The sequence below is a fragment of the Pseudomonas sp. s4 genome (assembly GCF_046764235.1).
Taxonomy (GTDB): Bacteria; Pseudomonadota; Gammaproteobacteria; order Pseudomonadales; family Pseudomonadaceae; genus Aquipseudomonas; species Aquipseudomonas asiatica.
The window spans coordinates 1,284,752-1,309,625 of the sequence record NZ_CP177209.1 but is presented as its reverse complement, the minus strand read 5'-3'; the positions used below and the strand labels follow the sequence as shown (position 1 = coordinate 1,309,625).

At 65.0% G+C, this 24,874-nt stretch carries 21 protein-coding genes; 7 read left to right on the top strand and 14 right to left on the bottom strand.

Annotated features, from left to right (window positions below; translation table 11 throughout):
* Window positions 1-36: 36 nt before the first annotated feature.
* From wspF to ACK56M_RS06110, 7 genes are all read right to left on the bottom strand, one after another.
* Window positions 37-1,050, bottom strand: a complete 1,014-nt coding sequence (wspF, locus tag ACK56M_RS06140; RefSeq protein WP_013971215.1) for a Wsp signal transduction system protein-glutamate methylesterase WspF — start codon at window positions 1,048-1,050, stop codon at window positions 37-39.
* On the bottom strand, window positions 1,047-3,350 hold the full coding sequence (locus ACK56M_RS06135; protein WP_054573214.1) for a hybrid sensor histidine kinase/response regulator: 2,304 nt from the start codon (window positions 3,348-3,350) through the stop codon (window positions 1,047-1,049). Before ACK56M_RS06135 ends, wspF begins: the two co-directional genes overlap by 4 nt.
* Window positions 3,347-4,009 carry a chemotaxis protein CheW gene (locus ACK56M_RS06130; RefSeq protein ID WP_013971213.1) on the bottom strand — a complete coding sequence of 221 codons (663 nt, stop codon included), beginning with the start codon at window positions 4,007-4,009 and terminating at the stop codon, window positions 3,347-3,349. The genes ACK56M_RS06135 and ACK56M_RS06130 overlap by 4 nt, the downstream gene beginning before the upstream one ends.
* A complete protein-coding gene (locus tag ACK56M_RS06125) occupies window positions 4,006-5,280 on the bottom strand; it encodes a CheR family methyltransferase (protein WP_015269157.1) in 1,275 nt (424 codons plus the stop codon). The genes ACK56M_RS06130 and ACK56M_RS06125 overlap by 4 nt, the downstream gene beginning before the upstream one ends.
* The gene (locus tag ACK56M_RS06120) at window positions 5,277-5,783 is read right to left on the bottom strand and encodes a chemotaxis protein CheW (protein ID WP_411959301.1); all 507 of its coding nucleotides are present in this window, start codon (window positions 5,781-5,783) and stop codon (window positions 5,277-5,279) included. The genes ACK56M_RS06125 and ACK56M_RS06120 overlap by 4 nt, the downstream gene beginning before the upstream one ends.
* 5 nt (window positions 5,784-5,788) lie before the next feature.
* On the bottom strand, window positions 5,789-7,411 hold the full coding sequence (locus tag ACK56M_RS06115) for a methyl-accepting chemotaxis protein (protein ID WP_015269155.1): 1,623 nt from the start codon (window positions 7,409-7,411) through the stop codon (window positions 5,789-5,791).
* Window positions 7,412-7,667: 256 nt separating this feature from the next.
* Entirely contained in the window at window positions 7,668-8,360 is a 693-nt protein-coding gene (locus ACK56M_RS06110; protein WP_015269154.1) for a tellurite resistance TerB family protein, read from the bottom strand.
* 218 nt (window positions 8,361-8,578) lie between these two features.
* On the opposite strand from ACK56M_RS06110, the gene ydcS reads away from it, so the two are divergent.
* The 5 genes from ydcS (at window position 8,579) to ACK56M_RS06085 (ending at window position 14,067) form a co-directional block, all read left to right on the top strand.
* Window positions 8,579-9,730: a putative ABC transporter substrate-binding protein YdcS gene (ydcS, locus tag ACK56M_RS06105; RefSeq protein ID WP_039612798.1), complete on the top strand. Its 1,152-nt coding sequence runs from the start codon at window positions 8,579-8,581 to the stop codon at window positions 9,728-9,730.
* Window positions 9,731-9,878: 148 nt separating this feature from the next.
* A complete protein-coding gene (locus ACK56M_RS06100; protein WP_015269152.1) occupies window positions 9,879-10,916 on the top strand; it encodes an ABC transporter ATP-binding protein in 1,038 nt (345 codons plus the stop codon).
* A 1-nt stretch (window position 10,917) separates the two neighbouring features.
* Window positions 10,918-11,829, top strand: a complete 912-nt coding sequence (locus ACK56M_RS06095; RefSeq protein ID WP_015269151.1) for an ABC transporter permease — start codon at window positions 10,918-10,920, stop codon at window positions 11,827-11,829.
* A complete protein-coding gene (locus tag ACK56M_RS06090; protein WP_015269150.1) occupies window positions 11,819-12,625 on the top strand; it encodes an ABC transporter permease in 807 nt (268 codons plus the stop codon). The genes ACK56M_RS06095 and ACK56M_RS06090 overlap by 11 nt, the downstream gene beginning before the upstream one ends.
* A 17-nt stretch (window positions 12,626-12,642) precedes the next feature.
* Window positions 12,643-14,067 carry a gamma-aminobutyraldehyde dehydrogenase gene (locus ACK56M_RS06085; RefSeq protein WP_015269149.1) on the top strand — a complete coding sequence of 475 codons (1,425 nt, stop codon included), beginning with the start codon at window positions 12,643-12,645 and terminating at the stop codon, window positions 14,065-14,067.
* Window positions 14,068-14,431: 364 nt separating this feature from the next.
* On the opposite strand, the gene ACK56M_RS06080 is transcribed toward ACK56M_RS06085, so the two are convergent.
* The 3 genes from ACK56M_RS06080 to ACK56M_RS06070 form a co-directional block, all read right to left on the bottom strand.
* Window positions 14,432-15,538, bottom strand: a complete 1,107-nt coding sequence (locus ACK56M_RS06080; RefSeq protein ID WP_039612794.1) for an NADH:flavin oxidoreductase/NADH oxidase — start codon at window positions 15,536-15,538, stop codon at window positions 14,432-14,434.
* Window positions 15,539-16,321: 783 nt separating this feature from the next.
* A complete protein-coding gene (gene recJ / locus ACK56M_RS06075; RefSeq protein ID WP_015269147.1) occupies window positions 16,322-18,031 on the bottom strand; it encodes a single-stranded-DNA-specific exonuclease RecJ in 1,710 nt (569 codons plus the stop codon).
* 8 nt (window positions 18,032-18,039) lie between these two features.
* The gene (locus ACK56M_RS06070) at window positions 18,040-18,582 is read right to left on the bottom strand and encodes a YaeQ family protein (protein WP_217190053.1); all 543 of its coding nucleotides are present in this window, start codon (window positions 18,580-18,582) and stop codon (window positions 18,040-18,042) included.
* 133 nt (window positions 18,583-18,715) lie between these two features.
* Between ACK56M_RS06070 and ACK56M_RS06065 the strand changes: the two genes are divergently transcribed.
* Window positions 18,716-19,915, top strand: coding sequence for a CaiB/BaiF CoA transferase family protein (locus tag ACK56M_RS06065; RefSeq protein WP_096009943.1), 1,200 nt, complete (start codon window positions 18,716-18,718; stop codon window positions 19,913-19,915).
* 20 nt (window positions 19,916-19,935) lie between these two features.
* Window positions 19,936-20,811 (top strand): TIGR02285 family protein, encoded by an 876-nt coding sequence (locus tag ACK56M_RS06060; protein ID WP_096009942.1) that lies wholly within the window; start codon window positions 19,936-19,938, stop codon window positions 20,809-20,811.
* A gap of 285 nt (window positions 20,812-21,096) precedes the next feature.
* Here ACK56M_RS06060 and ACK56M_RS06055 read toward each other — a convergent pair whose 3' ends face one another.
* The 4 genes from ACK56M_RS06055 to ACK56M_RS06040 all read right to left on the bottom strand — a co-directional run bounded on the left by ACK56M_RS06055 (window position 21,097) and on the right by ACK56M_RS06040 (window position 24,870).
* Complete coding sequence (locus ACK56M_RS06055; RefSeq protein WP_015269143.1) at window positions 21,097-21,378, bottom strand: DUF3509 domain-containing protein; 282 nt, start codon at window positions 21,376-21,378, stop codon at window positions 21,097-21,099.
* Between the two features lie 79 nt (window positions 21,379-21,457).
* Window positions 21,458-21,877 (bottom strand): response regulator, encoded by a 420-nt coding sequence (locus tag ACK56M_RS06050; RefSeq protein ID WP_039612791.1) that lies wholly within the window; start codon window positions 21,875-21,877, stop codon window positions 21,458-21,460.
* A gap of 220 nt (window positions 21,878-22,097) precedes the next feature.
* The gene (gene thrC, locus ACK56M_RS06045; RefSeq protein ID WP_010952565.1) at window positions 22,098-23,507 is read right to left on the bottom strand and encodes a threonine synthase; all 1,410 of its coding nucleotides are present in this window, start codon (window positions 23,505-23,507) and stop codon (window positions 22,098-22,100) included.
* A gap of 58 nt (window positions 23,508-23,565) precedes the next feature.
* Complete coding sequence (locus ACK56M_RS06040) at window positions 23,566-24,870, bottom strand: homoserine dehydrogenase (RefSeq protein ID WP_003259434.1); 1,305 nt, start codon at window positions 24,868-24,870, stop codon at window positions 23,566-23,568.
* Between the last annotated feature and the right edge of the window lie 4 nt (window positions 24,871-24,874).

Sequence of the window (24,874 nt, the reverse complement as noted above, 5' to 3'; positions counted from 1 at the left end):
CACTGCCGGCCTGGCGGCGTGATTCAATACACTTCGTCATTTTGCGAAAAATTCCATCAAGCGCCCGGCTATGCGTTCCAGCGGGCGGATTTCCACTGCGGCATCGATGGCCGCAGCGGCCTTGGGCATCCCGTACACCGCACTGCTGGCCTGGTCCTGGGCAATGGTCAGGAAACCCTGCTGGCGCATCAGCTTCAGGCCCTGGGCACCATCGCGACCCATGCCGGTAAGCAACACACCCACCGCATCGCCGGTCCAATAGCGCGCCACACTCTCGAAGAACACATCGATCGAGGGCCGGTAAATTTCATTGACAGGTTCGGCAGTGTAGGCCAGTTGGCCGTTCTGTAGCAGGCGGATGTGGTGATTGGTGCCGGCCAGCAATACCTGCCCCGGCTGTGGTGGCTCGCCCTCACGGGCCAGGCGCACCGGCAAGCCGGCGGCGCTGCTGAGCCATTCTGCCATGCCCGCGGCAAATACCTGATCCACATGCTGGACCAGCACGATGGCCGCCGGAAACGCCGCCGGCAGGCCCTTGAGCAGTACTTCGAGGGCCGCCGGGCCGCCAGCGGACGAACCGATCGCAACCAGCCCGCGGTGCTGTGACGCCGCCCGCACGGGTGCGGCGACCGGGCGTGCGGCCGGTGCGCGCTGCTGACCAATCAACCAGCTTATGTTGAGGATCTTGCGCAGCAGTGGCGCTGCCGCTTCACGCGGATCGCCCGCCCCCAGCGCCGGCGTGTCGACCACGTCGAGGGCGCCGTGGCCCATGGCCTCGAATACCCGGTGCACGTTCTGCTTGCGATCGACCGTGACGATGACGATGGCGCAAGGGGTTTCGGCCATGATCCGCCGGGTGGCCTCGACGCCATCCATGACCGGCATGATCAGGTCCATGAGGATCAGGTCTGGCTGCTGCTCGGTGCAGCGCTGCACCGCCTCGGCGCCATTACTGGCCACCCACACCACCTGATGCGCCGGTTCGAGGGCAACCGCCCGGCGCAGCGCCTCGACGGCCATGGGCATGTCGTTGACGATGGCGATCTTCATCCCTGAGCACCTCCGATCAGCTCAACCACAGCATCCAGCAACGCATCGTCATGGAAACTGGCCTTTGCCAAATAGTAGTCGGCGCCGGCATCCAGGCCCCGCCGTCGGTCTTCCTCACGGTCCTTGTAGGACACCACCATCACCGGCAGCGATTGCAGGCGCTGGTCGCGGCGTACCAGGGTGACCAGCTCGATGCCGTCCATGCGCGGCATGTCGATATCAGTGATCAGCAGGTCGAAGTCCTCGCCACGCAAGGCGTTCCAGCCGTCCATGCCATCCACCGCAACGGCCACGTCGTAGCCACGGTTGCCGAGCAGCTTGCGCTGCAGTTCACGCACGGTCAGCGAATCATCGACCACCAGGATGCGCTGGCGCGCCACGCCACGGGTGCCGCTGCTGCCGCGGTCGATGCGTTCCAGGCTGCCGGTGCTGAGCAGCTTCTCCACCGAACGCAGCAGGTCCTCCACATCGACGATCAGCACCACCGAGCCATCGTCGAGCAGGGCGCCGGAAGAGATGTCCTGCACCTTGCCCAGCCGTGGGTCGAGCGGCATCACCACCAGCACCCGCTCGCCCACCAGTCGCTCCACGGCTACCCCGTACAACTGCTCGCGCTCGCGGATCACCACCACGCGCAGGTTGCTCTCCTGCGTTTGCCCGGCCGGGCGATTGAGCAGTTGGCTGGCCGCGACCAGGCCTATGTGCCGGCCTTCGTGCCAGAAATGCTGGCGCCCCTCGATCTGCACGATCTCTTCGGCACTTACTTCGAGCGTGCGTTCGATATGAGCGAGCGGGAAGGCATAGGCCTCGCCACCCACCTCGACCACCAGGCTGCGCACAACCGACAAGGTCAGTGGCACCTGCAAATGGAAACGGCAGCCCTGCCCGGCCAGCTGGGTCAGCTCTATCGAACCGCGCAGCTCCCGGATCATGTGCTGCACCGCATCCAGGCCGACACCGCGCCCGGACACCTCGGTGACTTTGTCGCGCAGGCTGAAACCGGGCAGGAACAGGAATGTCAGCAACTCTTCCTCGCTCATGCGCGCCACCGTGTCAGCGGGCGAAAGGGCGCGCTCGACAATGCTGCTGCGCAGGCGTTCGAGGTCGATGCCGGCACCGTCGTCGATCAATTCAAGGCTGAGCATACCGGCCTGGTGCGAGGCCCGCAGGCGGATCACGCCCTCCTCCGCCTTGCCCGCCAGCAGGCGCCGCTCGGGCAGCTCGATGCCGTGGTCGACCGCGTTGCGCAACAGGTGGGTCAACGGTGCCTCGAGCTTTTCCAGCACATCACGGTCGACCTGGGTCTTTTCCCCTTCCACCAACAGCCGCACCGGCTTGCCCAGCGAACGACCAAGGTCGCGCACCATGCGGCTCTGGCCGGTCAGCACATCGGCAAACGGCCGCATCCGGCAGGCCAGCGCGGTGTCGTAGAGCAGTTGTGCGCGCTGGCTGGCCTGCCAGCCGAACTCGTCCAGATCGGCAGCCTGCTGCTGCAGGATCTGCTGGGTTTCCGCCAGCAGGCGCTGGGTCTGTGCCAGGGCTTCGAGCACCTCGCTGCTCTGGCCACTGTCCTCCAGTTGCAAGCGCAGGCCATCAAGCGCCTGCATGCCCTGGCCGTGCATGCGCTTGAGGCGCTGCAGGGTGGCCAGGTAAGGCTTGAGCCGCTGGGTTTCCACCAGCGACTTGCTGGACAGGTCGAGCAGGCTGTTGAGGCGGTCGGCGGTGACCCGCAGCACCCGCTCCGTACCTTCGCCGGTGCGCTTGCCGGCCTTGCGACGCGGGGCCAGCTCGGGCTCGGGCTCAGGCTCCAAGGGTTCGACGGGCAGCGGCAAAGGTTCGGCTTGCACGGTTTGCGCCGGCGCTTCCGGCAGCGCTGGCACGGCTGGCGGCGCGGGGGGCAAGGCTGCCGCCCCCGGGTCGAGCAGGTTGGCCATTTGCGCAAGGAACACCGGCAGGGTCGCCTGCGCCCCGGCATCGCCAGGCGTGGCGATGCGCATCAACAGGTCGGTGCCCTGCAACAGGGCATCGATATGCTCGGCGCTCAGCCGCAGGCGACCCTCCTGGGCGGCCACCAGGCAGTCCTCCATGACATGGGCGACGCTGACGCCAGCGTCCACTCCGACGATCCGCGCCGCGCCCTTCAGCGAGTGGGCCGCGCGCATGCAAGCCTCAAGCTGGTCGGCCTGCGTGGGATTACGCTCCAGCGCCATCAGGCCGGCACTGAGCACCTGGGTCTGCGCCTCGGCCTCCAGGCTGAACAGTTCGAGCAACGATGCGTCGCGCATTTGCTCTGGGGTCATGACAGGCTCCGCTGCACGGCAGACAGTAAATGTTGATCGTCCAGTACCCGCACGCTGCGGCCACGCCATTGCAGGACCGCTGCGGTGAAGTGGGAGGCGTCCTGCCCGCTGTTCAGCAGCAGCGGGTCGAGCCGGTGAATGCCGTCGATTTCCTCGACCGCCATCACCACCGGCCCGCCCTCCGCGGCCAGGATCAGCATGCGTGGCATCGCCCGGCCGCCACGTTGCTCGGCAGCGCTGGCCTGCACACCCAGCAAGTCAGCCAGTGACAGGCACGGCACCAGCGCACCACGTACGTTGGCCACCCCCTGCAGCACCCGCGAGCGCTGGTGCGGCAGCGAATGCACCGCCTGCAGCGGGGCAATTTCGGCCAGGCAGGCGGTGGGCAGCGCCAGCCATTCTTCGCCAAGGCGGAACAGCAGCATGGAGCGGCCAGTGTTTTCCTCCACCGGCGCAGCCACGGCGGCCTGGTGGTCCTGCATAAGTGCGTAGCGGTCGAGCAGGCGTGTGGCCGCTGCGGCATATACCTCGCAGTTGCGACAGTGAACATGACGCTCCAGCAATGGGCACTGCTTGTCGCCGTGCACGCCAATGCGGTTCCAGCAGTCATCGACGTGCGTGTCAGCCTCGGCGAGCAATTGCATCGCGGATTCCTTCATCGTTCAGACTCCCGGCCAACCCGCGCGGCGCGCTCCTGCAGGCGCCGGGCACCGGCCAGGTCACCCTGGGCTGCCAGCAAGGCAGCCAGGTGTACCAGCGCCTCGGAGTGCTGCGGTTCCAGGTACAGGGCTTTGCGATAGTGGGTCAGAGCCTGCTGCGCATCGCCTTCGGTGTCGCTGAGCAGCCCCAGCCAGTAGTAAACCTGCGCCGAAGGCGCGAACTGGCCCAGGTAGCGCTGGCATTCGGCACGGGCCTGCTCGCTGGCACCGGCGTTGGCAAGCCGGGCAATGCTGGCCAGCAACTCAGTTGCATCCTCACGTTTGTGCTCGCGCGCCGGTGCTGGCTTGGCGGCAAAGGGGAGCACCCGCAATGGGCGCGGCAACGCTGCGCTCGGTAACGGAGAGCCTGGCTTGGCAGGTGCTGGCGACGTGCGACGCAAGGGCTGGACCGGGGGCGTAGCCAGCGCAGCGCTACCGCCCTCCTGGCGCACGTAGGCGAACGACTGGGCAATCCCCAGCGGGCGCATGCCCAACCGCGCCAGCAAGCTGCCTTCGGCGGGGCCGATGAACAGTACGCCCTGTGGATGCAGCAAGCGCTTGAGCACTTCGAACACCCGTTGCTGGGTCGGCACGTCGAAATAGATCAGCAGGTTGCGGCAGAACACGAAGTCGTACAGGCCATCGCGGCTGGCCAGGGCCGGGTCGAGTACGTTGCCCACCTGCAGGCTGACTTGGTCACGCACCCGCTCATGCAGGAGGTGGCCTTCGTCGAGCGCATCGAAGTAACGCTCGCGAAAGCCCAGGTTACTGCCACGGAAGGCATTGCGCCCGTACACGGCCTGCCCGGCCTTGGCCACGGAACTGGGGCTGATGTCCATGCCGTCGATCATGAACGCCCCCGGCGCGATACCGGCATCGAGCAAGGCCATGGCCAACGAATAGGGCTCCTCGCCGGTCGAGCAAGGCAGGCTGAGCAAGCGCAGCGGGCGCGCCCCGGCCAGCTCGGCCAGGCGCTTGTGCGCCAGGCTGGCCAAGGCGGTGAAGGATTCGGGGTAACGGAAGAACCAGGTTTCCGGAACGATGACCGCTTCGATCAACGCCTGTTGCTCATCCGTCGACTGCTGCAGGTGCAGCCAGTAATCATCCAGGTCCGCGGCGTCCACGGCCACGCAACGCTGGCGCAGCGCACGCTCGACCATGGGCGCGCCCACCGACTCCACGTCCAGGCCTATGCGCTCGCGCAAGTAGCGGAAGAAATGCTGTTCGTTCATGTCGGCATCCCTGTCGGATCACCCGCATACAGCAACTCGTGCACGGCATCGGGGAGCAGGTTGTTGACTTCGATGCGCTGCAACAAGCCCTGCTCATCCTGACGCACCGGGCCCAGGTACGGGGCCTCGCCGCTGTCCACGCCATACGGCTGGAACTCGTCGGGGTGGCAACGCAGGGTTTCGGTGGCCTGCTCCAGTATCAGACCAAGCTGTAGGCCGACTCGGTAGTGCACCAGAACCAGGCGGGTACTGGTGCGCTGCGCTGCCGGTTGGCCGAAGCTCAATGCCGCCAGGTCGACCACTGGTACCAACAGGCCTCGGTGCGCAAGGATGCCTGCGACCCAGGCAGGTGCCTTGGCGATCGGTTTCAGCGGCTGACGCGGCAGCACCTCGATCACCTCGTGCACGCTCAGGGCAAAGCGTTGCTCCCGAATGCGAAACTGCAGGTACAACGCCCCCTTGGCGTTGCCCGTCCGCGCGGCCCGCGATTGCAAGTCGTTCATCGCGGTCAGACTTTGAAGCGCGACACGCCGCCACGCAGGCCCGCGGCCACCTGGCTCAGCTCATCGATGGCGAAACTGGCCTGGCGCAGCGACTCGACTGTCTGGGTGCTGGCATCGCTGAGCTGGGCCAGCGCCTGGTTGATCTGCTCGGCACCGGTGGCCTGGGCCTGCATGCCTTCGTTGACCATCAGCACGCGCGGCGCCAGGGCCTGCACCTGGTGGATGATCTGGCTGAGCTGTTCGCCCACCTGCTGCACCTCGAACATGCCGCGGCGCACTTCTTCGGAAAACTTGTCCATGCCCATGACCCCGGCCGACACCGCCGACTGGATCTCGCGCACCATCTGCTCGATGTCGTAGGTGGCAACGGCGGTCTGGTCGGCCAGGCGGCGCACTTCGGTGGCCACCACGGCAAAGCCCCGGCCGTACTCGCCGGCCTTTTCCGCTTCGATGGCAGCGTTGAGCGACAGCAGGTTGGTCTGGTCGGCAACCTTGACAATGGTCACCACCATCTGGGTGATGTTGCTGGCCTTTTCGTTGAGGATGCCCAGCTTGGCGTTGACCAGGTCGGCGGCACCCATCACCTGGTGCATGGTTTCTTCCATGCGTGCCAGGCCCTGCTGGCCGGAGCCGGCCAGGCTGGAGGCCTGGTCGGCGGCCGAGGTGACTTCGGTCATGGTGCGCACCAGGTCACGCGAAGTGGCGGCGATTTCCCGCGAGGTGGCGCCGATTTCGGTGGTGGTGGCGGCCGTTTCGGTGGCGGTGGCCTGCTGTTGCTTGGAGGTTGCGGCAATTTCGGTCACCGAGGTGGTCACCTGCACCGACGAACGCTGGGCCTGGGCCACCAGGTTGGCCAGGGCCTCGGCCATTTCGTTGAAGCCGCTTTCGATGGCGCCGAACTCGTCCTTGCGGTCCAGGCTCAGGCGCATGCTCAGGTCGCCGGAGCGCAGTTTGTCGAGGGCATGGACAATGCGTTGCATGGGCGCGGTGATGGCGCGCATCAGCAACAGGCCGCAGATACCGGCGGCGATGATCGCCAGCAGCAGCGAAACCATCATGCTGCCCTTGGCGGTGCTCACGGCGCCGACGATCTCGTTGGTGTCGGTGTCGGCGGCGGCCCGGTTGTGCTCGATCACTTCGTTCAGAAGCTTGCGGCCTTCTACCCAGGCCGGGGTCAGCACATCGGTGATCAACCGCTGGGCTTCGGCATAGTCGTGCTTTCGATAGGCTTCCAGCACCTGCTCGATGATCTTGAGGTAGGCAACCTCCATCTGGATGAAGGCGTCGAACCGCGCCTGGTCGTCATCATCCTGAATGGTGCCCTGGTAGCTGGCCATGTGCTCTTTCAGGCGGTCCTGGAAGCTCTTGAACAGTTCCGCATCGGCCGAGGTGAATTCACGCTGGTTGGACAGGCCTACCAACTGCTGGCTAGCCACGTAACCGTCGACCCAGGCACTGCGGATCATCGAGCTGTAGTAGAGGCCGGGAATGCTGTCGGTCCCCACTGCCTGTTCGGCGGATGCGATGGTCACCAACCGCGAGTAGGCGGCCACGATCATCAGCAGCATGATGGCGATGATCACGGCGAAACTTGCCAGGATCCGTTGGCGCAAGGTCCAGTTCTTCACATTCAGCCCTCAGGAATTCACAACGAGCGGGAAAAATCGCCGAAGTATAGCCCAGGCGCCCAGTGCTCATGCGGCTGAAATGTGGGGTGACCAGGTAACCTTGCCGACAGACCGGTCATTTGTGCCCAACGCCATTGGGGCCGCTGTGCGGCCCATCGCCGGCAAGCCAGGCTCCCACCTCGACCGCATGACCTCAGGTCATGTGTGATCCCTGTGGGACCCGGCTTGCCGGCGATGGGCTGCAACGCAGCCCCCATCACTGGCCGGCGGCAAGCCTTGCCTGGCTTTCCAGCTCCTGGCGCAGGGCCGGGTCCAGGCGCAGCTGGCGGGCCAGTTCGTCCAGGTAGGCGCGCTCCATGAAGTTTTCCTGGTCGACCATCATCACGCTGGCCAGGTACATCTCGGCGGCCATTTCCGGCGTTTGCGCGGCACGGGCCACTTCGGCCGGGTCCAGCGGCTTGTTCAGCTCGGCATGCAGCCAGTGCTGCAACTCGCGGTCGTTGTCCAGGCGGGTGAATTCACCCTCGATCAGCGCACGCTCGCGTTCATCGATATGGCCATCTGACTTAGCCGCCGCCACCAGCGCCCGCAGCACCGCCTGGCTGTGCAGTTCGGCCTGGGCCGGCGGCAGGCGGTCGACGGTCTGCGGCTCGGCGGCGGCCACCTGCTGGCGCGCCTGCCAGTTGCCGTAGGCCTTGTAGGCCAGCACACCGAGCGCGGCCAGGCCGCCATAGGTAAGGGCCTTGCCGCCATACTTGCGGGCCTTCTTGTTGCCCAGCAGCAAGCCCATGGCGCCCGCCGCCAGGGCGCCGCCACCGGCACCGGAAAGCAGGCTGCCAAGGCCGCCGGCACTGGCGCCTGGCTTGCCAGAGCTGCCCTTGCCGGCCTGGCTGGCGAGCAAGTCCTGGCCGGACTTGAGCAACTGGTCGAGCAATCCCCGGGTGTTCATCAAACGGTCTCCACGTTGGCCAAGGGAGCCGTCAGGTTAAGCCCTGCCCGCCCGATCGCCATGGGGGGATTTGCTTCCGGATGTTGCATTGGCTGGCAAAAAGCCAACTAGACTCGATATCGCCAATACCGCGCGTAAACCGCACTACGCCTATAACGCTCGCTTCACGGCTTGCTTGATGACTGCCCCGACCAAAATCTCCAAGAAGAGGGAACACCATGTCAGTGCACAAGACCGCATTGCTCGGCGCAACCGCCTGCGCCGTGCTGGCCAGCGCCAGCCTGCAGGCTGCCGAACCGCCCAAGGCCCTGGGGCCCGGCGAGGGCCGCCTGGACATCGTCGCCTGGCCCGGCTACATCGAGCGCGGTGAAAGCGACAAGGCCTACGACTGGGTGACCGGCTTCGAGAAGGAAACCGGCTGCAAGGTCAGCGTCAAGACCGCCGCCACCTCGGACGAGATGGTCAGCCTGATGACCAAGGGCGGCTATGACCTGGTCACCGCCTCGGGCGATGCCTCGCTGCGGCTGATCGCGGGCAAGCGGGTACAGCCGATCAACACCGACTTGATCCCCAACTGGAAGAACATCGACCCACGGCTGCAGAACGGTGGCTGGTACGTGGTCGACAAGCGGGTCTACGGCACCCCGTACCAATGGGGCCCGAACGTGCTGCTGTACAACACCGACGTGTTCAAGCAGGCGCCCACCACCTGGGGTGTGCTGTTCGAGCCGCAGAACCTGCCCGACGGCAAGCCGAACAAGGGCCGCGTGCAGGCCTACGATGGGCCGATCTACATCGCCGATGCGGCGTTGTACCTGAAGACGGCCAAACCGGAGCTGGGCATCCAGGACCCGTACGAGCTGAGCGAAGCGCAGTACAAGGCCGTGCTGGAGCTGCTGCGCCAGCAGCAACCGCTGATCCACCGCTACTGGCATGACGCCACGGTGCAGATGAGCGACGTGAAAAACGAAGGCGTGGTTGCCTCCAGCTCCTGGGGCTACATGGTCAACGGCCTGAAGGCCGAGAAGCAGCCCGTGGCCTCGACCATTCCCAAAGAAGGCGCGACCGGCTGGGCCGACACCACCATGCTGCACAGCGAGGCCAAGCACCCCAACTGTGCCTACAAATGGATGGACTGGTCGCTGCAGCCGAAAGTACAGGGTGACGTGGCGGCCTGGTTCGGTTCGTTGCCGGCGGTGCCGGCGGCCTGCACCGGCAACGAGCTGCTGGGGGCCGAGGGCTGCAAGACCAACGGTTTCGACAACTTCGACAAGATCGCTTTCTGGAAAACCCCGCAGGCCCAGGGCGGCAAGTTCGTGCCGTATAGCCGCTGGACCCAGGATTACATTGCGATCATGGGCGGGCGCTGAGGGTTTCTTCACCTGTACCGGCCCTATCGCCGGCAAGCCGGCTCCCACAGGGCCCGCATAGGCCTTGAAGCCTGCACAGTACCTGTGGGAGCTGGCTTGCCGGCGATAGGGCCGGCACTGGCAATACAAGAACAACCGAGTACCGCCTATGCCCCTAGCCGTCCAGTTCACCCAGGTTTCCCGCACCTTCGGCGAGGTCAAGGCCGTCGACCAGGTCAGCATCGACATCATCGATGGCGAATTCTTCTCCATGCTCGGCCCCTCTGGCTCGGGCAAGACCACCTGCCTGCGCCTGATCGCAGGCTTCGAGCAACCCACCAGCGGTTCGATCCGCATCCACGGTGTCGAGGCTGCGGGCGTACCGCCCTACCAGCGCGACGTCAACACCGTATTCCAGGACTACGCCCTGTTCCCGCACATGAACGTACTGGACAACATCGCCTACGGCCTGAAGGTAAAAGGCGTGGCCAAGGCCGAACGCCACAGCCGCGCCGAAGAAGCCCTGGCGATGGTGGCCCTGGCCGGCTATGGCGCGCGAAAGCCGGCGCAGTTGTCCGGTGGCCAGCGCCAGCGCGTGGCCCTGGCCCGCGCGCTGGTCAATCGGCCACGGGTACTGCTGCTGGACGAGCCGCTTGGCGCGCTGGACCTGAAGTTGCGCGAACAGATGCAGGGCGAGCTGAAAAAGCTGCAACGCCAGCTGGGTATCACCTTCATCTTCGTCACCCACGACCAGACCGAGGCGCTGTCGATGTCCGATCGCGTCGCAGTATTCAACCGCGGCCGTATCGAGCAGGTCGACACCCCGCGCAACCTGTACATGCAGCCGGCCACCACCTTCGTCGCCGAATTCGTCGGCACCTCCAACGTTGTGCGTGGCGAACTGGCCACGTTGCTCAATGGCAGCCCGGCGCCCTTCTCCATCCGCCCCGAACACATCCGCCTCGGCGACCCGGCCACAGCCAGCCAGCACGTCCAGGTCAGCGGCCTGCTGCGCGATATCCAGTACCAGGGCAGTGCCACCCGCTACGAGCTGCAGCTGGACGGCGGCCAGCTGCTGGCGGTGAGCCAGGCCAACGACCGCTGGCAGGCGCAGGCACAGGCACAGGCATGGCAAACAGGGCAACGGGTACAGGCGCACTGGCCCCGTGAAGCCATGACAGTGCTGCAGGAAACGGAGGGCCGCTGACATGAGCACGCTGCGCGGCCTGTCCAACCTGCTGTACCGGCGCCCCAACCTGTACCTGGCCCTGCTGCTGATCCCACCGCTGACCTGGTTCGGCGCGATCTACCTGGGCTCGCTGCTGAACCTGCTGTGGCAAGGCTTCTATACCTTCGACGACTTCACCATGGCGGTGACCCCGGACCTGACCCTGGGCAATTTCGCCGCGCTGTTCAACCCGTCGAACTTCGACATCATCCTGCGCACCCTGGGAATGGCGCTGGCGGTGTCGCTGGCCAGCGCGGTGCTGGCCTTCCCCATCGCCTACTACATGGCGCGCTACACCAGCGGCAAGACCAAGGCATTTTTCTACATCGCAGTGATGATGCCGATGTGGGCCAGCTACATCGTCAAGACCTACGCCTGGACCCTGCTGCTGGCCAAGGGCGGCGTGGCCCAGTGGTTCGCCCAGCAACTGCACCTGGATGCCCTGCTGCAAATGGTGCTGACGGTGCCGGGCGTGGGCGGCAGCACGCTGTCGACTTCGCACCTGGGGCGCTTCATGGTGTTCGTGTACATCTGGCTGCCGTTCATGATCCTGCCGATCCAGGCCTCGCTGGAACGCTTGCCGCCGTCGCTGCTGCAAGCCTCGGCAGACCTGGGCGCCAGGCCCGGCCAAACCTTCGTGCAGGTGATCCTGCCGCTGTCGATCCCGGGCATCGCCGCCGGCTCGATCTTCACCTTCTCGCTGACCCTGGGCGACTTCATCGTGCCGCAGCTGATCGGCCCGCCCGGCTATTTCATCGGCAGCATGGTCTATGCCCAGCAAGGGGCGATCGGCAACATGCCGATGGCCGCCGCGTTCACCCTGGTGCCGATCGTGCTGATCGCGGTGTACCTGTCCATCGTCAAGCGACTGGGGGCCTTCGATGCACTCTGAAAAAGCCTCGACCGGGCTGCGCCTGGCGGCCTGGGGCGGATTGCTGTTCCTGCACTTCCCGATCCTGATCATCTTCCTGTACGCCTTCAACACCGAAGACGCGGCATTCAGCTTCCCGCCCAAGGGCTTAACCCTGAAGTGGTTCGCCGTGGCCTTTGCCCGGCCCGATGTGCTGGAAGCGATAAAGCTGTCGCTGCAGGTGGCCTGCCTGGCCACGCTGATCGCCCTGGTGCTCGGCACGCTGGCCTCGGCGGCGCTGTACAGGCGCAGCTTTTTCGGCAAGGAGAGCATTTCGCTGATGCTGATATTGCCTATTGCCCTGCCTGGCATCATTACCGGCATCGCCCTGCTCTCGGCGTTCAAGAGCCTGGGGATCGAGCCCGGCGTGTTCACCATCGTGGTCGGCCACGCCACGTTCTGCGTGGTGATCGTCTACAACAACGTGATCGCCCGCCTGCGGCGCACTTCGCAGAGCCTGATCGAAGCTTCGATGGACCTCGGTGCCGACGGTTGGCAAACCTTCCGCTACATCATCCTGCCCAACCTCGGTTCGGCGCTGCTGGCCGGTGGCATGCTGGCCTTTGCCCTGTCGTTCGACGAAATCATCGTCACCACCTTCACTGCCGGCCACGAACGCACCCTGCCGATCTGGCTGCTCAACCAGCTCAGCCGCCCGCGCGACGTGCCGGTGACCAACGTGGTCGCCATGCTGGTGATGCTGGTGACCATGCTGCCGATACTTGGCGCCTATTACCTGACCCGTGGCGGCGAAAGCGTCGCGGGCAGCGGCAAATGACCCTGGAGGAGTCCCCGATGCAAACGCAGATGCTAATCAATGGCCAACTGGTCGCTGGCGAAGGCCCGGCCTGGACCGTGCTCAATCCGGCGCTGGGCAGTGCCCTGGCGCAGATCAACGAAGCCAGCGAGGCCCAGGTGGACAGCGCCGTGCGCGCCGCCGACCAGGCCTTCGACAGCTGGTCGCAAACCAGCCCCAAGGAACGCTCGCAAGCCTTGCTGGCACTGGCCGACGCTATCGAAGCCCATGGCGATGAACTGGCCCGACTGGAATCGCAGAACTGCGGCAAGCCGCTGAGCGCTGCGCTGAATGACGAGATCCCGGCAATTGCCGACGTGTTCCGCTACTTCGCCGGTGCGGCGCGCTGCCTGGGCGGCTCGGCAGCTGGCGAGTACCTGCCGGGCCATACTTCGATGATCCGCCGCGACCCGCTGGGCGTGGTGGCCTCGATCGCGCCGTGGAACTACCCGTTGATGATGCTGGCGTGGAAGATCGCCCCGGCCCTGGCTGCCGGCAACACGGTGGTGATCAAGCCCTCCGAGCTGACCCCGCTGACCGCCCTGCGCCTTGGCGAACTGACCCGGGACCTGCTGCCACCGGGGGTGCTGAACATCCTCTTCGGCCGTGGCCAGACGGTCGGCAACCCGCTGGTCAACCACCCCAAGGTGCGCATGGTGTCGCTGACCGGCTCGATCCCCACCGGTGCTCACATCATCAGCGCCACCGCCGACAGCGTGAAACGCATGCACATGGAACTGGGCGGCAAGGCCCCGGTGCTGGTGTTCGACGATGCCGACATTGATGCCGCCATCGACGGCATCCGTACCTTCGGCTTCTATAACGCCGGCCAGGACTGCACCGCCGCCTGTCGGCTGTACGTGCAGGATGGCATCTACGAGCGTTTCGTCGAACGCCTGGGGGCCGCGGTGGCCAGCCTCAAACCGGGCCTGCAGGAAGCCGAGGACACCGAACTGGGGCCACTGATCAGTGCCCAGCACCGCGACAAGGTCGCAGGGCTGGTGCAACGGGCCATCGCCCAACCGCACATTCGCCTGGTGACCGGTGGCAAGGCGATCGAGGGCGACGGTTTCTTCTTCGAACCGACCGTACTGGCCGACGCCCTGCAGGACGACGAAATCGTGCGTAATGAAGTGTTCGGCCCGGTAGTGTCGGTGACCCGCTTCAACGACGAAGCGCAGGCGCTGGAATGGGCCAACGACTCCAACTACGGCCTGGCCTCATCGGTATGGACCCGCGACACCGGCCGCGCCCACCGCCTGGCGGCGCGCCTGCAGTATGGCTGCACCTGGGTGAACACCCACTTCATGCTGGTCAGCGAAATGCCCCATGGCGGGCAGAAGCATTCGGGGTATGGCAAGGACATGTCGATGTATGGGCTGGAGGACTACACCTGTGTGCGGCATGTGATGATCAAACATTGAGGGTAATGCCTGGGCTGAGACCGGCACCTCAGTCCAGGAGCTTTCCTGCAAAGTAGCCAATAGAACAGGAGTAAGTATCAACGCCTGATTTTGCGCGACCTCTGTGGGAGCGGGTTCACCCGCGAACACCGGCAAAGCCGGTGCCATACACCGAGTCGCCTTCTTCGCGGGCATGCCCGCTCCCACAGATGCCGCACCGCATTCAAAGGCAGTGCAATACCGTGTAGGAGCGGCCTTGTGTCGCGAAAGGGCCGCAAAGCGGCCCCGGCAATATCAGCGGCGGAGCTGGAAACCTGGGGCCGCTTCGCAGCCCTTTCGCGACACAAGGCCGCTCCTACAACGACCGCGCAATGCTTGGGTCAGGTCAATCCCGCAGGTCCGACTCGTGAATCGGGTTGGCCCGGCTGGTGGCGCGCTGGTATTGCGCCGGCCAGGTAGCTTTGTTGCCGCCCAGGTCGTCGTCGGCGTGCAGCGGCCAGTACGGGTCGCGCAGCAATTCGCGGGCGAGGAAGATGATGTCGGCCTGGCCAGTGCGCAGAATGTGCTCGGCCTGGGCCGGTTCGGTGATCATGCCCACGGTGCCGGTGGCGATTTCCGATTCCTTGCGCACACGCTCGGCGAAGCGCGTCTGGTAGCCCGGGCCGGTGGGGATTTCGGCGTTGACCGAGGTGCCGCCGGAGGACACGTCGATCAGGTCGACGCCCAAACCACGCAGGCGGCGGGCCAGTTCGACGGTTTCATCCGGGTTCCAGCCGTCCTCGACCCAGTCGGTCGCCGATACCCGCACGAACAGCGGTAACTCGGCAGGCCAGACCTTGCGCACGGCCTCGACCACCTGCAGGGTCAGGCGGATGCGGTTTTCGAAGCAACTGCCGTATTCGTCGCGACGCTGGTTGCTCAGCGGCGACAGGAACTGGTGCAACAGGTAGCCATGGGCGGCGTGGATCTCGACCACCTTGAAACCGGCCTTCAGGGCGCGCTCGGTCGAGGCGACAAAGGCGGCGATCACAGCCTGAATCTCATTGTGGTTCAACTCATGCGGCGTCGTGTGTTGCGGGTCGAAGGCGATTTTCGACGGGCCCACCGGTTGCCAGCCGCCCTCCTCGAGCTTGACGCTGCCTTGCTTGCCCAGCCATGGGCGATAGGTGCTGGCCTTGCGCCCGGCGTGAGCCAGCTGGATGCCGGGCACGCTCCCCTGGGCGGTGATGAAACGGGTGATGCGTTGCAGCGGGGCGATCTGAGCGTCGTCCCACAGGCCGAGGTCTTCAGCGGTGATGCGACCATCCGCGGTCACCGCCACGGCTTCAGTGATTACCAGGCCAGCGCCACCCACGGCGCGGCTGCCTAAATGGACAAGGTGCCAATCATTGGCCAGGCCATCGACGGCGGAATACTGGCACATCGGCGAAACGGCGATGCGGTTGGGCAGGGTCAGCTGACGCAGGGTGTAAGGCTCGAGCAGCAGGCTCATGAGGGCACCTCCCAAGGACTCCAATGGTGATCCGGCCCGGACACTCAATTGCACGTCCCTGGCCCAGGTCCGGTCATAACTTCAGACTAGACCAGAATGGTTGGGGGGGAGGTTCCATGGGATTTGGTAGAGGTTGAACGGCTCTGCGTTACCAGCGCCATGTCTGATCAGAGTTTCAGATATCCCTTACGGCCCAGATCTGGTGAAGCCTAGGCTGAGGAAATAACCTACAAGTCCTGTCGACTCGCGTCTGATTGTTACTGGAATCCCGACTCTCTAGCCTTTGCTGGTCGCTGGCATTCAGCGGCCGGGGGTGGAATCCCGATCAATTACCGAGTAGCTGTCGTCATGGCAGTTGTGCGCGGAAGGCCGCAAAGCCTACCGGGTCTACTCGTAGCCTGGATTCCACACCGCGTACAACTGCCACCCTTCGTGTGGAATCGGAGAGGCGGTCAATCAGCCATTCGCCAGCCCACAGGTACAGCGCAAGCCTTGAGCCCGGCTCAGGCCATGTGGGAGCGGGCGTGCCCGCGAAGAAGGCGACTCGGTGGCTGGCACCGGCTCTGCCGGTGTTCGCGGGCATGCCCGCTCCTACAGGTACGGTGCAAGCCTCAAGCGCGGCGCTGACCCTGTGCGAGCGGGCGTGCCCGCGAAGAAGGCGACTCAGTGGATGGCACCGGCTTCGCCGGTGTTCGCGGGCATGCCCGCTCCCACAGGGATCCTCACCTGGCATCAAGGCCTTGTGCCATACCTACAGAGTTGCGGAAGCCGCAGTACTTGCAGTCAGCGCGGCTCCATGTGGGCAATCATCAACTGCACACTTTCGTTGCCACGGAACTCGTTCACATCCAGCTTGTACGCCAACTCGACCCAACGCACCGTCGGGTTCGGCCACACTTCGCGGTCAATGCCAAAGGCAATGCCGTCCAGCCGCACCGAGCCGCACTCGCTCTTGAGCACCACCTTCAGGTGCCGCTCGCCCACCACGCGTTGCTCCACCAGCTGGAACACGCCATGGAACAGCGGCTCGGGGAAGTGCTGCCCCCAGGGCCCGGCATGGCGCAGGGCCTTGGCCAGGTCGAGGTGGAACTCCTCCACCGCCAGGCTGCCGTCGGACAACAGCCGACCGGTCAGGTCCTCTTCGCGCAGCTGGCGTCGCACTTCTTCATCGAACGCCTCGGCAAATGCCGGGAAATTGGCCTCGGGCAAAGACAACCCCGCCGCCATCGCGTGGCCGCCGAACTTGCTGATCAGTTGCGGGTGGCGCGCCGCCACGGCATCCAGCGCATCGCGAATATGGAACCCCGGCACCGAACGCGCCGACCCTTTGAGCATGCCCTCGCCAGCGTCGGCGAAAGCGATGGTCGGCCGGTGGTAACGCTCCTTCAGGCGCGAAGCCAGAATACCGATTACCCCCTGGTGCCAGTCGGCATCGAACAGGCACAGGCCATATGGCATCGACTCGACAGGCAGGTCCTTGAGCTGGGCCAGGGCCTCGCGCTGCATGCCCTGTTCGATGGACTTGCGGTCCTGGTTCAGGTCGTCCAGCTGCTGGGCCATGTCCTGGGCCAGGGCCGCGTCTTCACACAGCAGGCATTCGATGCCCAGGCTCATGTCGTCCAGGCGCCCGGCAGCGTTCAGCCGCGGGCCGAGGATGAAGCCGAGGTCGGTCGAGGTGATACGCCGGTGATCGCGACGGGCCACTTCAAGAATGGCCTTCAGCCCCGGTCGGGCGCGGCCGGCACGAATGCGTTCGAGGCCCTGGTGCACCAGGATGCGGTTGTTGGCATCCAATGGCACCACGTCGGCGACGCTGCCCAGGGCAACCAGGTCGAGCAATTCGCCGATGTTCGGCTGCGGCTGCGTTTCGTAGCGCCCCAGGCTGCGCAGGCGCGCACGCAGGGCCATCAGCACGTAGAAGATCACCCCTACCCCGGCCAGCGCCTTGCTCGGGAAACTGCAGCCCGGCTGGTTGGGGTTGATGATGGCGTCGGCGTCGGGCAACTCCGCGCCCGGCAGGTGGTGGTCGGTGACCAGCACCTTGAGCCCGGCGGCTTTGGCAGCAGCCACACCCTCGACGCTGGAAATGCCGTTGTCCACGGTGATCAGCAGCTGCGGCTGGCGTTGCAGCGCCACCTCGACGATTTCCGGGGTCAGGCCGTAGCCGTATTCGAAGCGGTTGGGCACAAGGTAGTCGACGTGGGCCGCGCCCAGCAGGCGCAGGCCCAGCACGCCGACAGTACTGGCAGTGGCGCCGTCGGCATCGAAGTCGCCGACGATGAGGATGCGCTGGCGCTGGTCGATAGCCTCGACCAGCAGATCCACGCCGGCCTCGATGCCCTTGAGCTGCTGGTACGGCAGCAGGCGCGCGAGGCTTTTGTCCAGCTCGGCCTCGCTCTGCACGCCGCGCGCGGCGTACAGGCGGGTCAGCAAGGGTGGCAGGTTACCCAGGAATGGCAGGGTCGGCGGCAGCGGGCGAGGTTCGATACGCATGGGGTGCTTCAGCCGCGCTCACCAAGCAGCCAGTCCAGCTGCACTTCGTGCTGGCCACGGTCGTCGGTGACGAACAAGGTGCCCTCACTGATCATCACGTCCCACTTGATGGTGCGGGGCATGTCGGTGGAGAGAGTTTCCAGCACCTCCTGCGGCACAGCGGCAATGCTCAGGTTCTTCAGCCCCTTGACCGCGTCTACAACCTTGTTCTGCCATACGCGCAGGCTGCCGTAGGCCAGCAGGCTGGTACGCTCGGTGCGGCGCGAGCACCAGGTCAGTCGGTCGGCGTCCGGCTGGCCTACTTCGATCCAGTGCAGGATGCGATCGTCCAGGCTCTTTTCCCACAGCGCCGCCTCGTCCACGTCGGACAGGCCACGGCCGAACGACAGGTTTTCGTTGTACCAGAGGGCGTAGGCCAGCAAGCGTACGGCCATGCGTTCTTCGGTTTCCGAAGGGTGGCGGGCAATGGTTTGACGGACGTTTTCGTACACGCCGCGGTCGAGGTCGGTCAGGTTCAGTTCGAATTTGTAGGTGGTGGACGGCTGGGCCATGGTCGACGGGCTTCTTGCGCAGAGAAAAAGTGACACAGTCTAACCGATACTGCCCTTCGTTGCCCCGCAGCAGTATCTGCCGCTTCGGACCTATGATAAAACCACGCATCTGCCCAGCTGCCACGGATGCCCCATGACTACGCCCAGCAAACCCCTCGCCGGTCTCAAGGTTGTCGAACTCGGCACCCTCATCGCTGGCCCGTTCGCCTCGCGTATCTGTGCCGAATTCGGCGCCGAGGTGATCAAGGTCGAATCGCCCGATGGCGGCGACCCGTTGCGCAAATGGCGCAAGCTGTACGAGGGCACTTCGCTGTGGTGGTTCGTGCAGGCCCGCAACAAGCAGTCGCTCACCCTCAACCTCAAGCACCCAGAGGGCCGCGAGATTCTAAAACGCCTGCTGGCCGACGCCGACATCCTGATCGAGAACTTCCGCCCGGGCGTGCTGGAAAAACTCGGCCTGGGTTGGGACGTGCTGCACGCGCTCAACCCGCGCCTGGTAATGGTGCGCCTGTCGGGCTTCGGCCAGACCGGGCCGATGAAGGACCAGCCGGGCTTCGGCGCCGTGGGCGAGTCGATGGGCGGCCTGCGCTACATCACCGGCTTCGACGACCGCCCACCGGTGCGCACGGGTATTTCCATCGGTGACTCGATTGCTGCCCTGTGGGGTGTGATCGGTGCACTGATGGCGCTGCGACACCGGGAAGTCAACGGCGGCCAGGGCCAGGTGGTGGACGTGGCCCTGTACGAAGCGATCTTCGCCATGATGGAAAGCATGGTCCCGGAGTTCGATGTGTTCGGCTTTATCCGCGAACGTACCGGCAACATCATGCCAGGCATCACGCCCTCCTCCATTCACACCAGCGCCGACGGCAAGCATGTACAGATCGGCGCCAACGGCGATGCGATCTTCAAGCGCTTCATGCAAGCCATTGGCCGCACCGACCTGGCCGACGACCCGACCCTGGCCACCAACGATGGCCGCGACCTGCGCCGTGACGAGCTGTACGGGGTAATCGACCGCTGGGCCAACAGCCTGCCGCTGGAGCAACTGATACAGGTGCTGAACGCCGCCGAAGTACCGGCCAGCCGCATCTATTCGGCCGAGGACATGTTCAATGACCCGCAGTACCTGGCACGCGAAATGTTCCTGCAGGCCAAGCTGCCGGACGGCAAGCCATTCCGCATGCCGGGGATCGTGCCCAAGCTGTCGGACACCCCCGGCTCTACCGAGTGGGTAGGCCCGGCGCTGGGCGAACACACCGAGGCACTGCTCGGCAACCTGGGCTACGACGCGGCGGCCATCGCCAGCCTGCGCGAAGCAGGCACGGTCTGACCCTGGCGCGGCCCTGGTCCATGCGCGCTGCCCGTTGCCTACGCCACCTGGCCCTGCTGTGCGGGCTGCTGCCCGCATTGCTGTTGCAGCCTGCCAGCGCCAAGGAGCGCCTCTTCTGGCTGGTGCGCGACCTGCCGCCGTTTACCATTCTGGAAGGGCCGGAAAAAGGCCAAGGGGTGATCGACCAGTTGCTGCCCCTGCTGATCAGGCAGATGCCCGAGTACGACCACAGCATCCTGCGGGTCAACCGCGCCCGCGGCATCCAGATGCTGCAGGACCCGAAAAGTTTCACCTGCGACCCGACCCTGCTGTGGACGCCGGAACGCGCCGAATATGTGAGGTTTTCCGTGCCTTCCCTGGGCGTGCTCAGTGGCGGCCTGGTGCTGCGCAAGGACAGCGAGGCGCTGGTGGCGCCTTACCTCGACGGCCAGGAGGTAGACCTGCTCAACCTGCTGAGCAAGACCCCACTGAAGCTGGGTGTTGTCGCCGAGCGCAGCTATGGCACACAGATCGACGCCATCCTGCGCCAGTTGCCCGACACCGCGTTCAGCCGCCACTACGGCAACGACGCCACCGCCAACCTGCTGCAGATGCAACAGCTCGGGCGCCTGCGCATGGTGCTCGGCTACTGGCCCGAGGTGCGCTACCTGGTCGACCTGCAAGGCGGGGCGCTGGCTGACTACCAGTTTCACCCTGTGAAAGGGGTAAACCGCTACCAGTTTCTGCATGTGGGCTGTTCAAACAGCGAGCTGGGGCGTGAAGCCATTGCGCACATCGACCAGCTGCTGCCTGCCCTGCGTCGGGATGTGTTGCCGGGGTTGTATGCACGCTGGCTGGACCCGGCGTTGCAGGAAGACTACCTGGAAGAGAGCAAGCGCTTCTTCGAAGACCACTAGCTGCCCGATCGGCCCCTGTAGGAGCGGCCTTGTGTCGCGATGGGGCGCGTAGTGGCCCCACATTTTCAGCTTCGCCGCAAAGATTGCCGGGGCCGCTTTGCGGCCCATCGCGACACAAGGCCGCTCCTACAAGGACATGTGCCTGCCCCCCAAGAAAAGAAACCCCGGGCGCTGGGGAAACACGCCCGGGGCCAAGCGAAAGCCCTTGGGGGCTTCCCGTGACAGCCTTGCCAGCGCCGGAGCAAAGCACTGGCCAGGCTGCCCCTACAGTGTCTGATAAACCACTCAGGCAAAGGTTCCATGGGGTTGCTGACGCTGCTGCAATGCCGCGATCACACAGGGCTGCAAACGCCCTTCGGCGATCTGCAGGTCACGGTGAAGGCCATCCACCAGGTCGACCAACAGGCGTTGTTCCTGCAACTGGCGTTCGCTCACCGTGCGCCGCAAGGTGATGCCGGCGAGGCGGTCATGAACGGTCAGTTGGCGATTACCCTGGGCATCGGCGACGCCGAGGTGGGTCTGATAGGGGGTCAGGGCTTCGTTGAGCAGTCTGCAGATTCTTTCCATCCGGATCACTCGCTGCGTGGTGGGATATAGAGGAACTGACCAACAGACGCAGCGGAAAGTTCGTTACACCGCGGCTGCTTCAGTGAGCATGCGGGGCGGACGTGACAGTTTGAATACGCCGCCACGGGCGCACCTGCAGTGCCTGCAGAGCTCGCTGCAGGCATGGCATCGACAGTGGCCAGGACAGTTCCGCGAGCACCCACAGGCCCCGGTTTCTGGCCTCTTGGGCAAGGTTGCGGCGCTTGGGGGTAGCCTGGCCGACGAACAGCAAAGCACGAGTTCGGTGCTGCTGTTCGAGCAAGGCAAGGCCGGCCCGGGTTGGCATGGCGTGGTCAAGGATCAGCAGATCGGGGCGGTGATCGGCGTTCAGGCAGGCGTCGAGGTCTGCACTGGTTTCGCTGATGCGCACATGGAACATGCCCTGAGCGTTGAGGGCCTGGTGCAGGAGGATCTGATGGGATGGGCGAGCCTGGTGGATCAACACGTAGGGCTGGTGCATGAGCCGCTCCTGATGGGAGGACCGGCTAATTTAGGCGTTGCGCTGGGCGGCCTGAATAGGATGTTTCTGATGGAGCAGTGGGAAGATTCGGATAATTAGGGCTGCTCCGCAGCCCATCGCCGACAAGCCAGCTCCCACAGGGATTGCACATGACCTTGGGTCTATGCGGTCGGGGTGGGAGCTGGCTTGCCAGCGATGGGCCGTAGTGCGGCCCCGATGCTTACAAAGGCTTGCCGCGGTTACCATGCTGGCTGACAAAGCCCTGCACGGCCTTCAGGTCATTGGCCAGCACCGTGCAACGCTCTTCACGGCTGAACAGGTCGCTGAGGTGCGCTGGCAGCTCCAGCGCCTTGCCAACACCGGCCTTCTCCACCGCTTCCGGGAACTTGACCGGGTGCGCGGTGCCCAGCACCACCATCGGCGTGTCCAGGCTGCGGCGGCACTCGCGGGCGGCCTTGACGCCGATAGCGGTGTGCGGGTCGAGCACTTCGCCGGTAGCGGCGAACACTTCGGCGATGGTTTCGCAGGTCTGCTCGTCGCTCACTGCCAGCGAGTCGAACAGCTTGCGCGCTTCGGTCCAGCGGTCTTGCTCGACGCTGAAGCCGCCACCTTGCTTGAAGTTGGCCATCAGCTCGGCAATGGCGCCGCCGTTGCGGCCGTGCAGGTCGAACAGCAGGCGCTCGAAGTTGGACGAGACCATGATGTCCATCGACGGCGACAGGGTCGCGTGCAAAGTTTCCTTGACGTACTGGTTGCCGCTCATGAAGCGGTGCAGGATGTCGTTGCGGTTGGTGGCGACGATCAGCTGGCTGACCGGCAGGCCCATGTTACGTGCCAGGTAGCCGGCGAAGATGTCGCCGAAGTTGCCGGTCGGCACCGAGAACGCCACGGAACGCGCCGGGCCACCCAGCTGCAGGGCAGCGTGGAAGTAGTAGACGATCTGGGCCATGATCCGCGCCCAGTTGATCGAGTTGACCGCAACCAGGCGGGTGCCCTTGAGGAACGACTGGTCGGCGAAGCTGGCCTTGACCATTTCCTGGCAGTCGTCGAAGTTGCCTTCGATGGCGATGTTGTGGATGTTGTCGCCGAAGATGGTGGTCATTTGCCGGCGCTGCACTTCCGACACGCGCTGGTGCGGGTGCAGGATGAAGATGTCGACGTTGTCGCAACGGCGGCAACCTTCGATGGCGGCGGAACCGGTGTCACCACTGGTGGCGCCGATGATCACCACGCGCTCGTTGCGCTTGGCCAGCACGTGGTCCAGCAGGCGGCCGAGCAGTTGCAGGGCGAAGTCCTTGAACGCCAGGGTCGGGCCGTGGAACAGCTCCAGCACCCACTCGTTGCTGTTCAATTGACGCAGCGGGGCAACCGCGGCGTGGGCGAACTCGCCGTAGGTTTCCTCGAGGATCTTCTTGAAGTCGGCGTCGGCGATGCTGCCTTCGACGAACGGGCGCATCACCCGGAAAGCAAGTTCGTGGTACGGCAGGCCAGCCCACGAGGCGATTTCTTCCTGGGTGAAGCGTGGCAGGTTTTCCGGGACGTACAGGCCGCCGTCGCTGGCCAGGCCAGCCAGCAGGACGTCTTCGAAATTGAGGGCCGGAGCCTGGCCGCGGGTACTGATATAGCGCATGGGTGCAAACCTTCGATACTGGGGCCGGGGCCGCGCTGGCGGCCCCACGGCACTATTGTTAGTTGAGCTGCTCGACGCGAATGCGCACGACCTTGCCGATGACGTCCTGCAGGGCTTCCAGGGCGACGATGGCGTCGTTGATGCGCTGCTCGACCACGCGATGGGTCAGCAGGATCATCGGCACCAGGCCGTCCTGTTCCTCGGCTTCCTTCTGCATGATCGACTCGATGTTGATGCCACGCTCCGAGAGGATGCTGGCCACCTGGGCCAGTACGCCAGGGTGATCCTTGGCCTGGATGCGCAGGTAGTAGGCACTTTCGCAGGCTTCGATCGGCAGGATCGGGTGGGCCGACAGCGAATCCGGCTGGAAGGCCAGGTGCGGTACGCGGTTTTCCGGGTCGGAGGTCATGGCACGGACCACATCCACCAGATCACCGACCACCGACGAAGCGGTAGGCTCCATGCCGGCACCGGCGCCGTAGTACAGGGTGGAGCCGGCAGCGTCGCCGTTGACCATGACGGCGTTCATCACGCCGTTGACGTTGGCGATCAGGCGGTCGGCCGGGATCAGCGTCGGGTGTACGCGCAGCTCGATACCTTCGGCAGTGCGGCGGGCCACACCCAGGTGCTTGATGCGGTAGCCCAGGGCCTCGGCATAGTTCACGTCAGCAGTGGTCAGCTGGGTGATGCCTTCGGTGTAGGCCTTGTCGAATTGCAGCGGGATGCCGAAAGCGATCGAGGCCAGGATGGTCAACTTGTGCGCGGCATCGATGCCTTCAACGTCGAAGGTCGGGTCGGCTTCGGCGTAACCCAGCGCCTGGGCTTCGGCCAGCACGTCCGGGAAGGCGCGGCCCTTCTCACGCATTTCGGTGAGGATGAAGTTGCCGGTGCCGTTAATGATGCCGGCCAGCCAGTTGATGTGGTTGGCCGACAGGCCTTCGCGGATGGCCTTGATCACCGGGATGCCGCCGGCCACGGCCGCTTCGAAGGCGACGATCACGCCCTTCTCGCGGGCCTTGGCGAAGATTTCGTTGCCGTGCACGGCAATCAGCGCCTTGTTGGCGGTGACCACGTGCTTGCCGTTTTCGATGGCCTTGAGCACCAGTTCGCGGGCCACGGTGTAGCCACCGATCAGCTCGATGACAATGTCGATCTCCGGGTTGCTCGCAACTTCGAACACATCAGCGGTAATGGGGGTACCGGTAATCTGGCAGTTCGGGTTCTGCGAGCGCATGGCAATCTGTGCCACTTCAATACCGCGCCCGGCACGGCGGGCGATCTCCTCGGCGTTGCGCTGAAGTACATTGAAGGTTCCGCCACCGACGGTCCCCAACCCACAGATGCCTACTTTGACCGGTTTCACTGTG

Excerpts from the sequence above, each read along its gene's own strand:
- wspF (WP_013971215.1), bottom strand. The coding sequence starts at position 1,050 with ATGAAGATCGCCATCGTCAACGACATGCCCATGGCCGTCGAGGCGCTG.
- ACK56M_RS06135 (WP_054573214.1), bottom strand. The coding sequence starts at position 3,350 with ATGACCCCAGAGCAAATGCGCGACGCATCGTTGCTCGAACTGTTCAGC.
- ACK56M_RS06130 (WP_013971213.1), bottom strand. The coding sequence starts at position 4,009 with ATGAAGGAATCCGCGATGCAATTGCTCGCCGAGGCTGACACGCACGTC.
- ACK56M_RS06125 (WP_015269157.1), bottom strand. The coding sequence starts at position 5,280 with ATGAACGAACAGCATTTCTTCCGCTACTTGCGCGAGCGCATAGGCCTG.
- ACK56M_RS06120 (WP_411959301.1), bottom strand. The coding sequence starts at position 5,783 with ATGAACGACTTGCAATCGCGGGCCGCGCGGACGGGCAACGCCAAGGGG.
- ACK56M_RS06110 (WP_015269154.1), bottom strand. The coding sequence starts at position 8,360 with ATGAACACCCGGGGATTGCTCGACCAGTTGCTCAAGTCCGGCCAGGAC.
- ydcS (WP_039612798.1), top strand. The coding sequence starts at position 8,579 with ATGTCAGTGCACAAGACCGCATTGCTCGGCGCAACCGCCTGCGCCGTG.
- ACK56M_RS06100 (WP_015269152.1), top strand. The coding sequence starts at position 9,879 with ATGCCCCTAGCCGTCCAGTTCACCCAGGTTTCCCGCACCTTCGGCGAG.
- ACK56M_RS06095 (WP_015269151.1), top strand. The coding sequence starts at position 10,918 with ATGAGCACGCTGCGCGGCCTGTCCAACCTGCTGTACCGGCGCCCCAAC.
- ACK56M_RS06090 (WP_015269150.1), top strand. The coding sequence starts at position 11,819 with ATGCACTCTGAAAAAGCCTCGACCGGGCTGCGCCTGGCGGCCTGGGGC.
- ACK56M_RS06085 (WP_015269149.1), top strand. The coding sequence starts at position 12,643 with ATGCAAACGCAGATGCTAATCAATGGCCAACTGGTCGCTGGCGAAGGC.
- ACK56M_RS06080 (WP_039612794.1), bottom strand. The coding sequence starts at position 15,538 with ATGAGCCTGCTGCTCGAGCCTTACACCCTGCGTCAGCTGACCCTGCCC.
- recJ (WP_015269147.1), bottom strand. The coding sequence starts at position 18,031 with ATGCGTATCGAACCTCGCCCGCTGCCGCCGACCCTGCCATTCCTGGGT.
- ACK56M_RS06070 (WP_217190053.1), bottom strand. The coding sequence starts at position 18,582 with ATGGCCCAGCCGTCCACCACCTACAAATTCGAACTGAACCTGACCGAC.
- ACK56M_RS06065 (WP_096009943.1), top strand. The coding sequence starts at position 18,716 with ATGACTACGCCCAGCAAACCCCTCGCCGGTCTCAAGGTTGTCGAACTC.
- ACK56M_RS06060 (WP_096009942.1), top strand. The coding sequence starts at position 19,936 with ATGCGCGCTGCCCGTTGCCTACGCCACCTGGCCCTGCTGTGCGGGCTG.
- ACK56M_RS06055 (WP_015269143.1), bottom strand. The coding sequence starts at position 21,378 with ATGGAAAGAATCTGCAGACTGCTCAACGAAGCCCTGACCCCCTATCAG.
- ACK56M_RS06050 (WP_039612791.1), bottom strand. The coding sequence starts at position 21,877 with ATGCACCAGCCCTACGTGTTGATCCACCAGGCTCGCCCATCCCATCAG.
- thrC (WP_010952565.1), bottom strand. The coding sequence starts at position 23,507 with ATGCGCTATATCAGTACCCGCGGCCAGGCTCCGGCCCTCAATTTCGAA.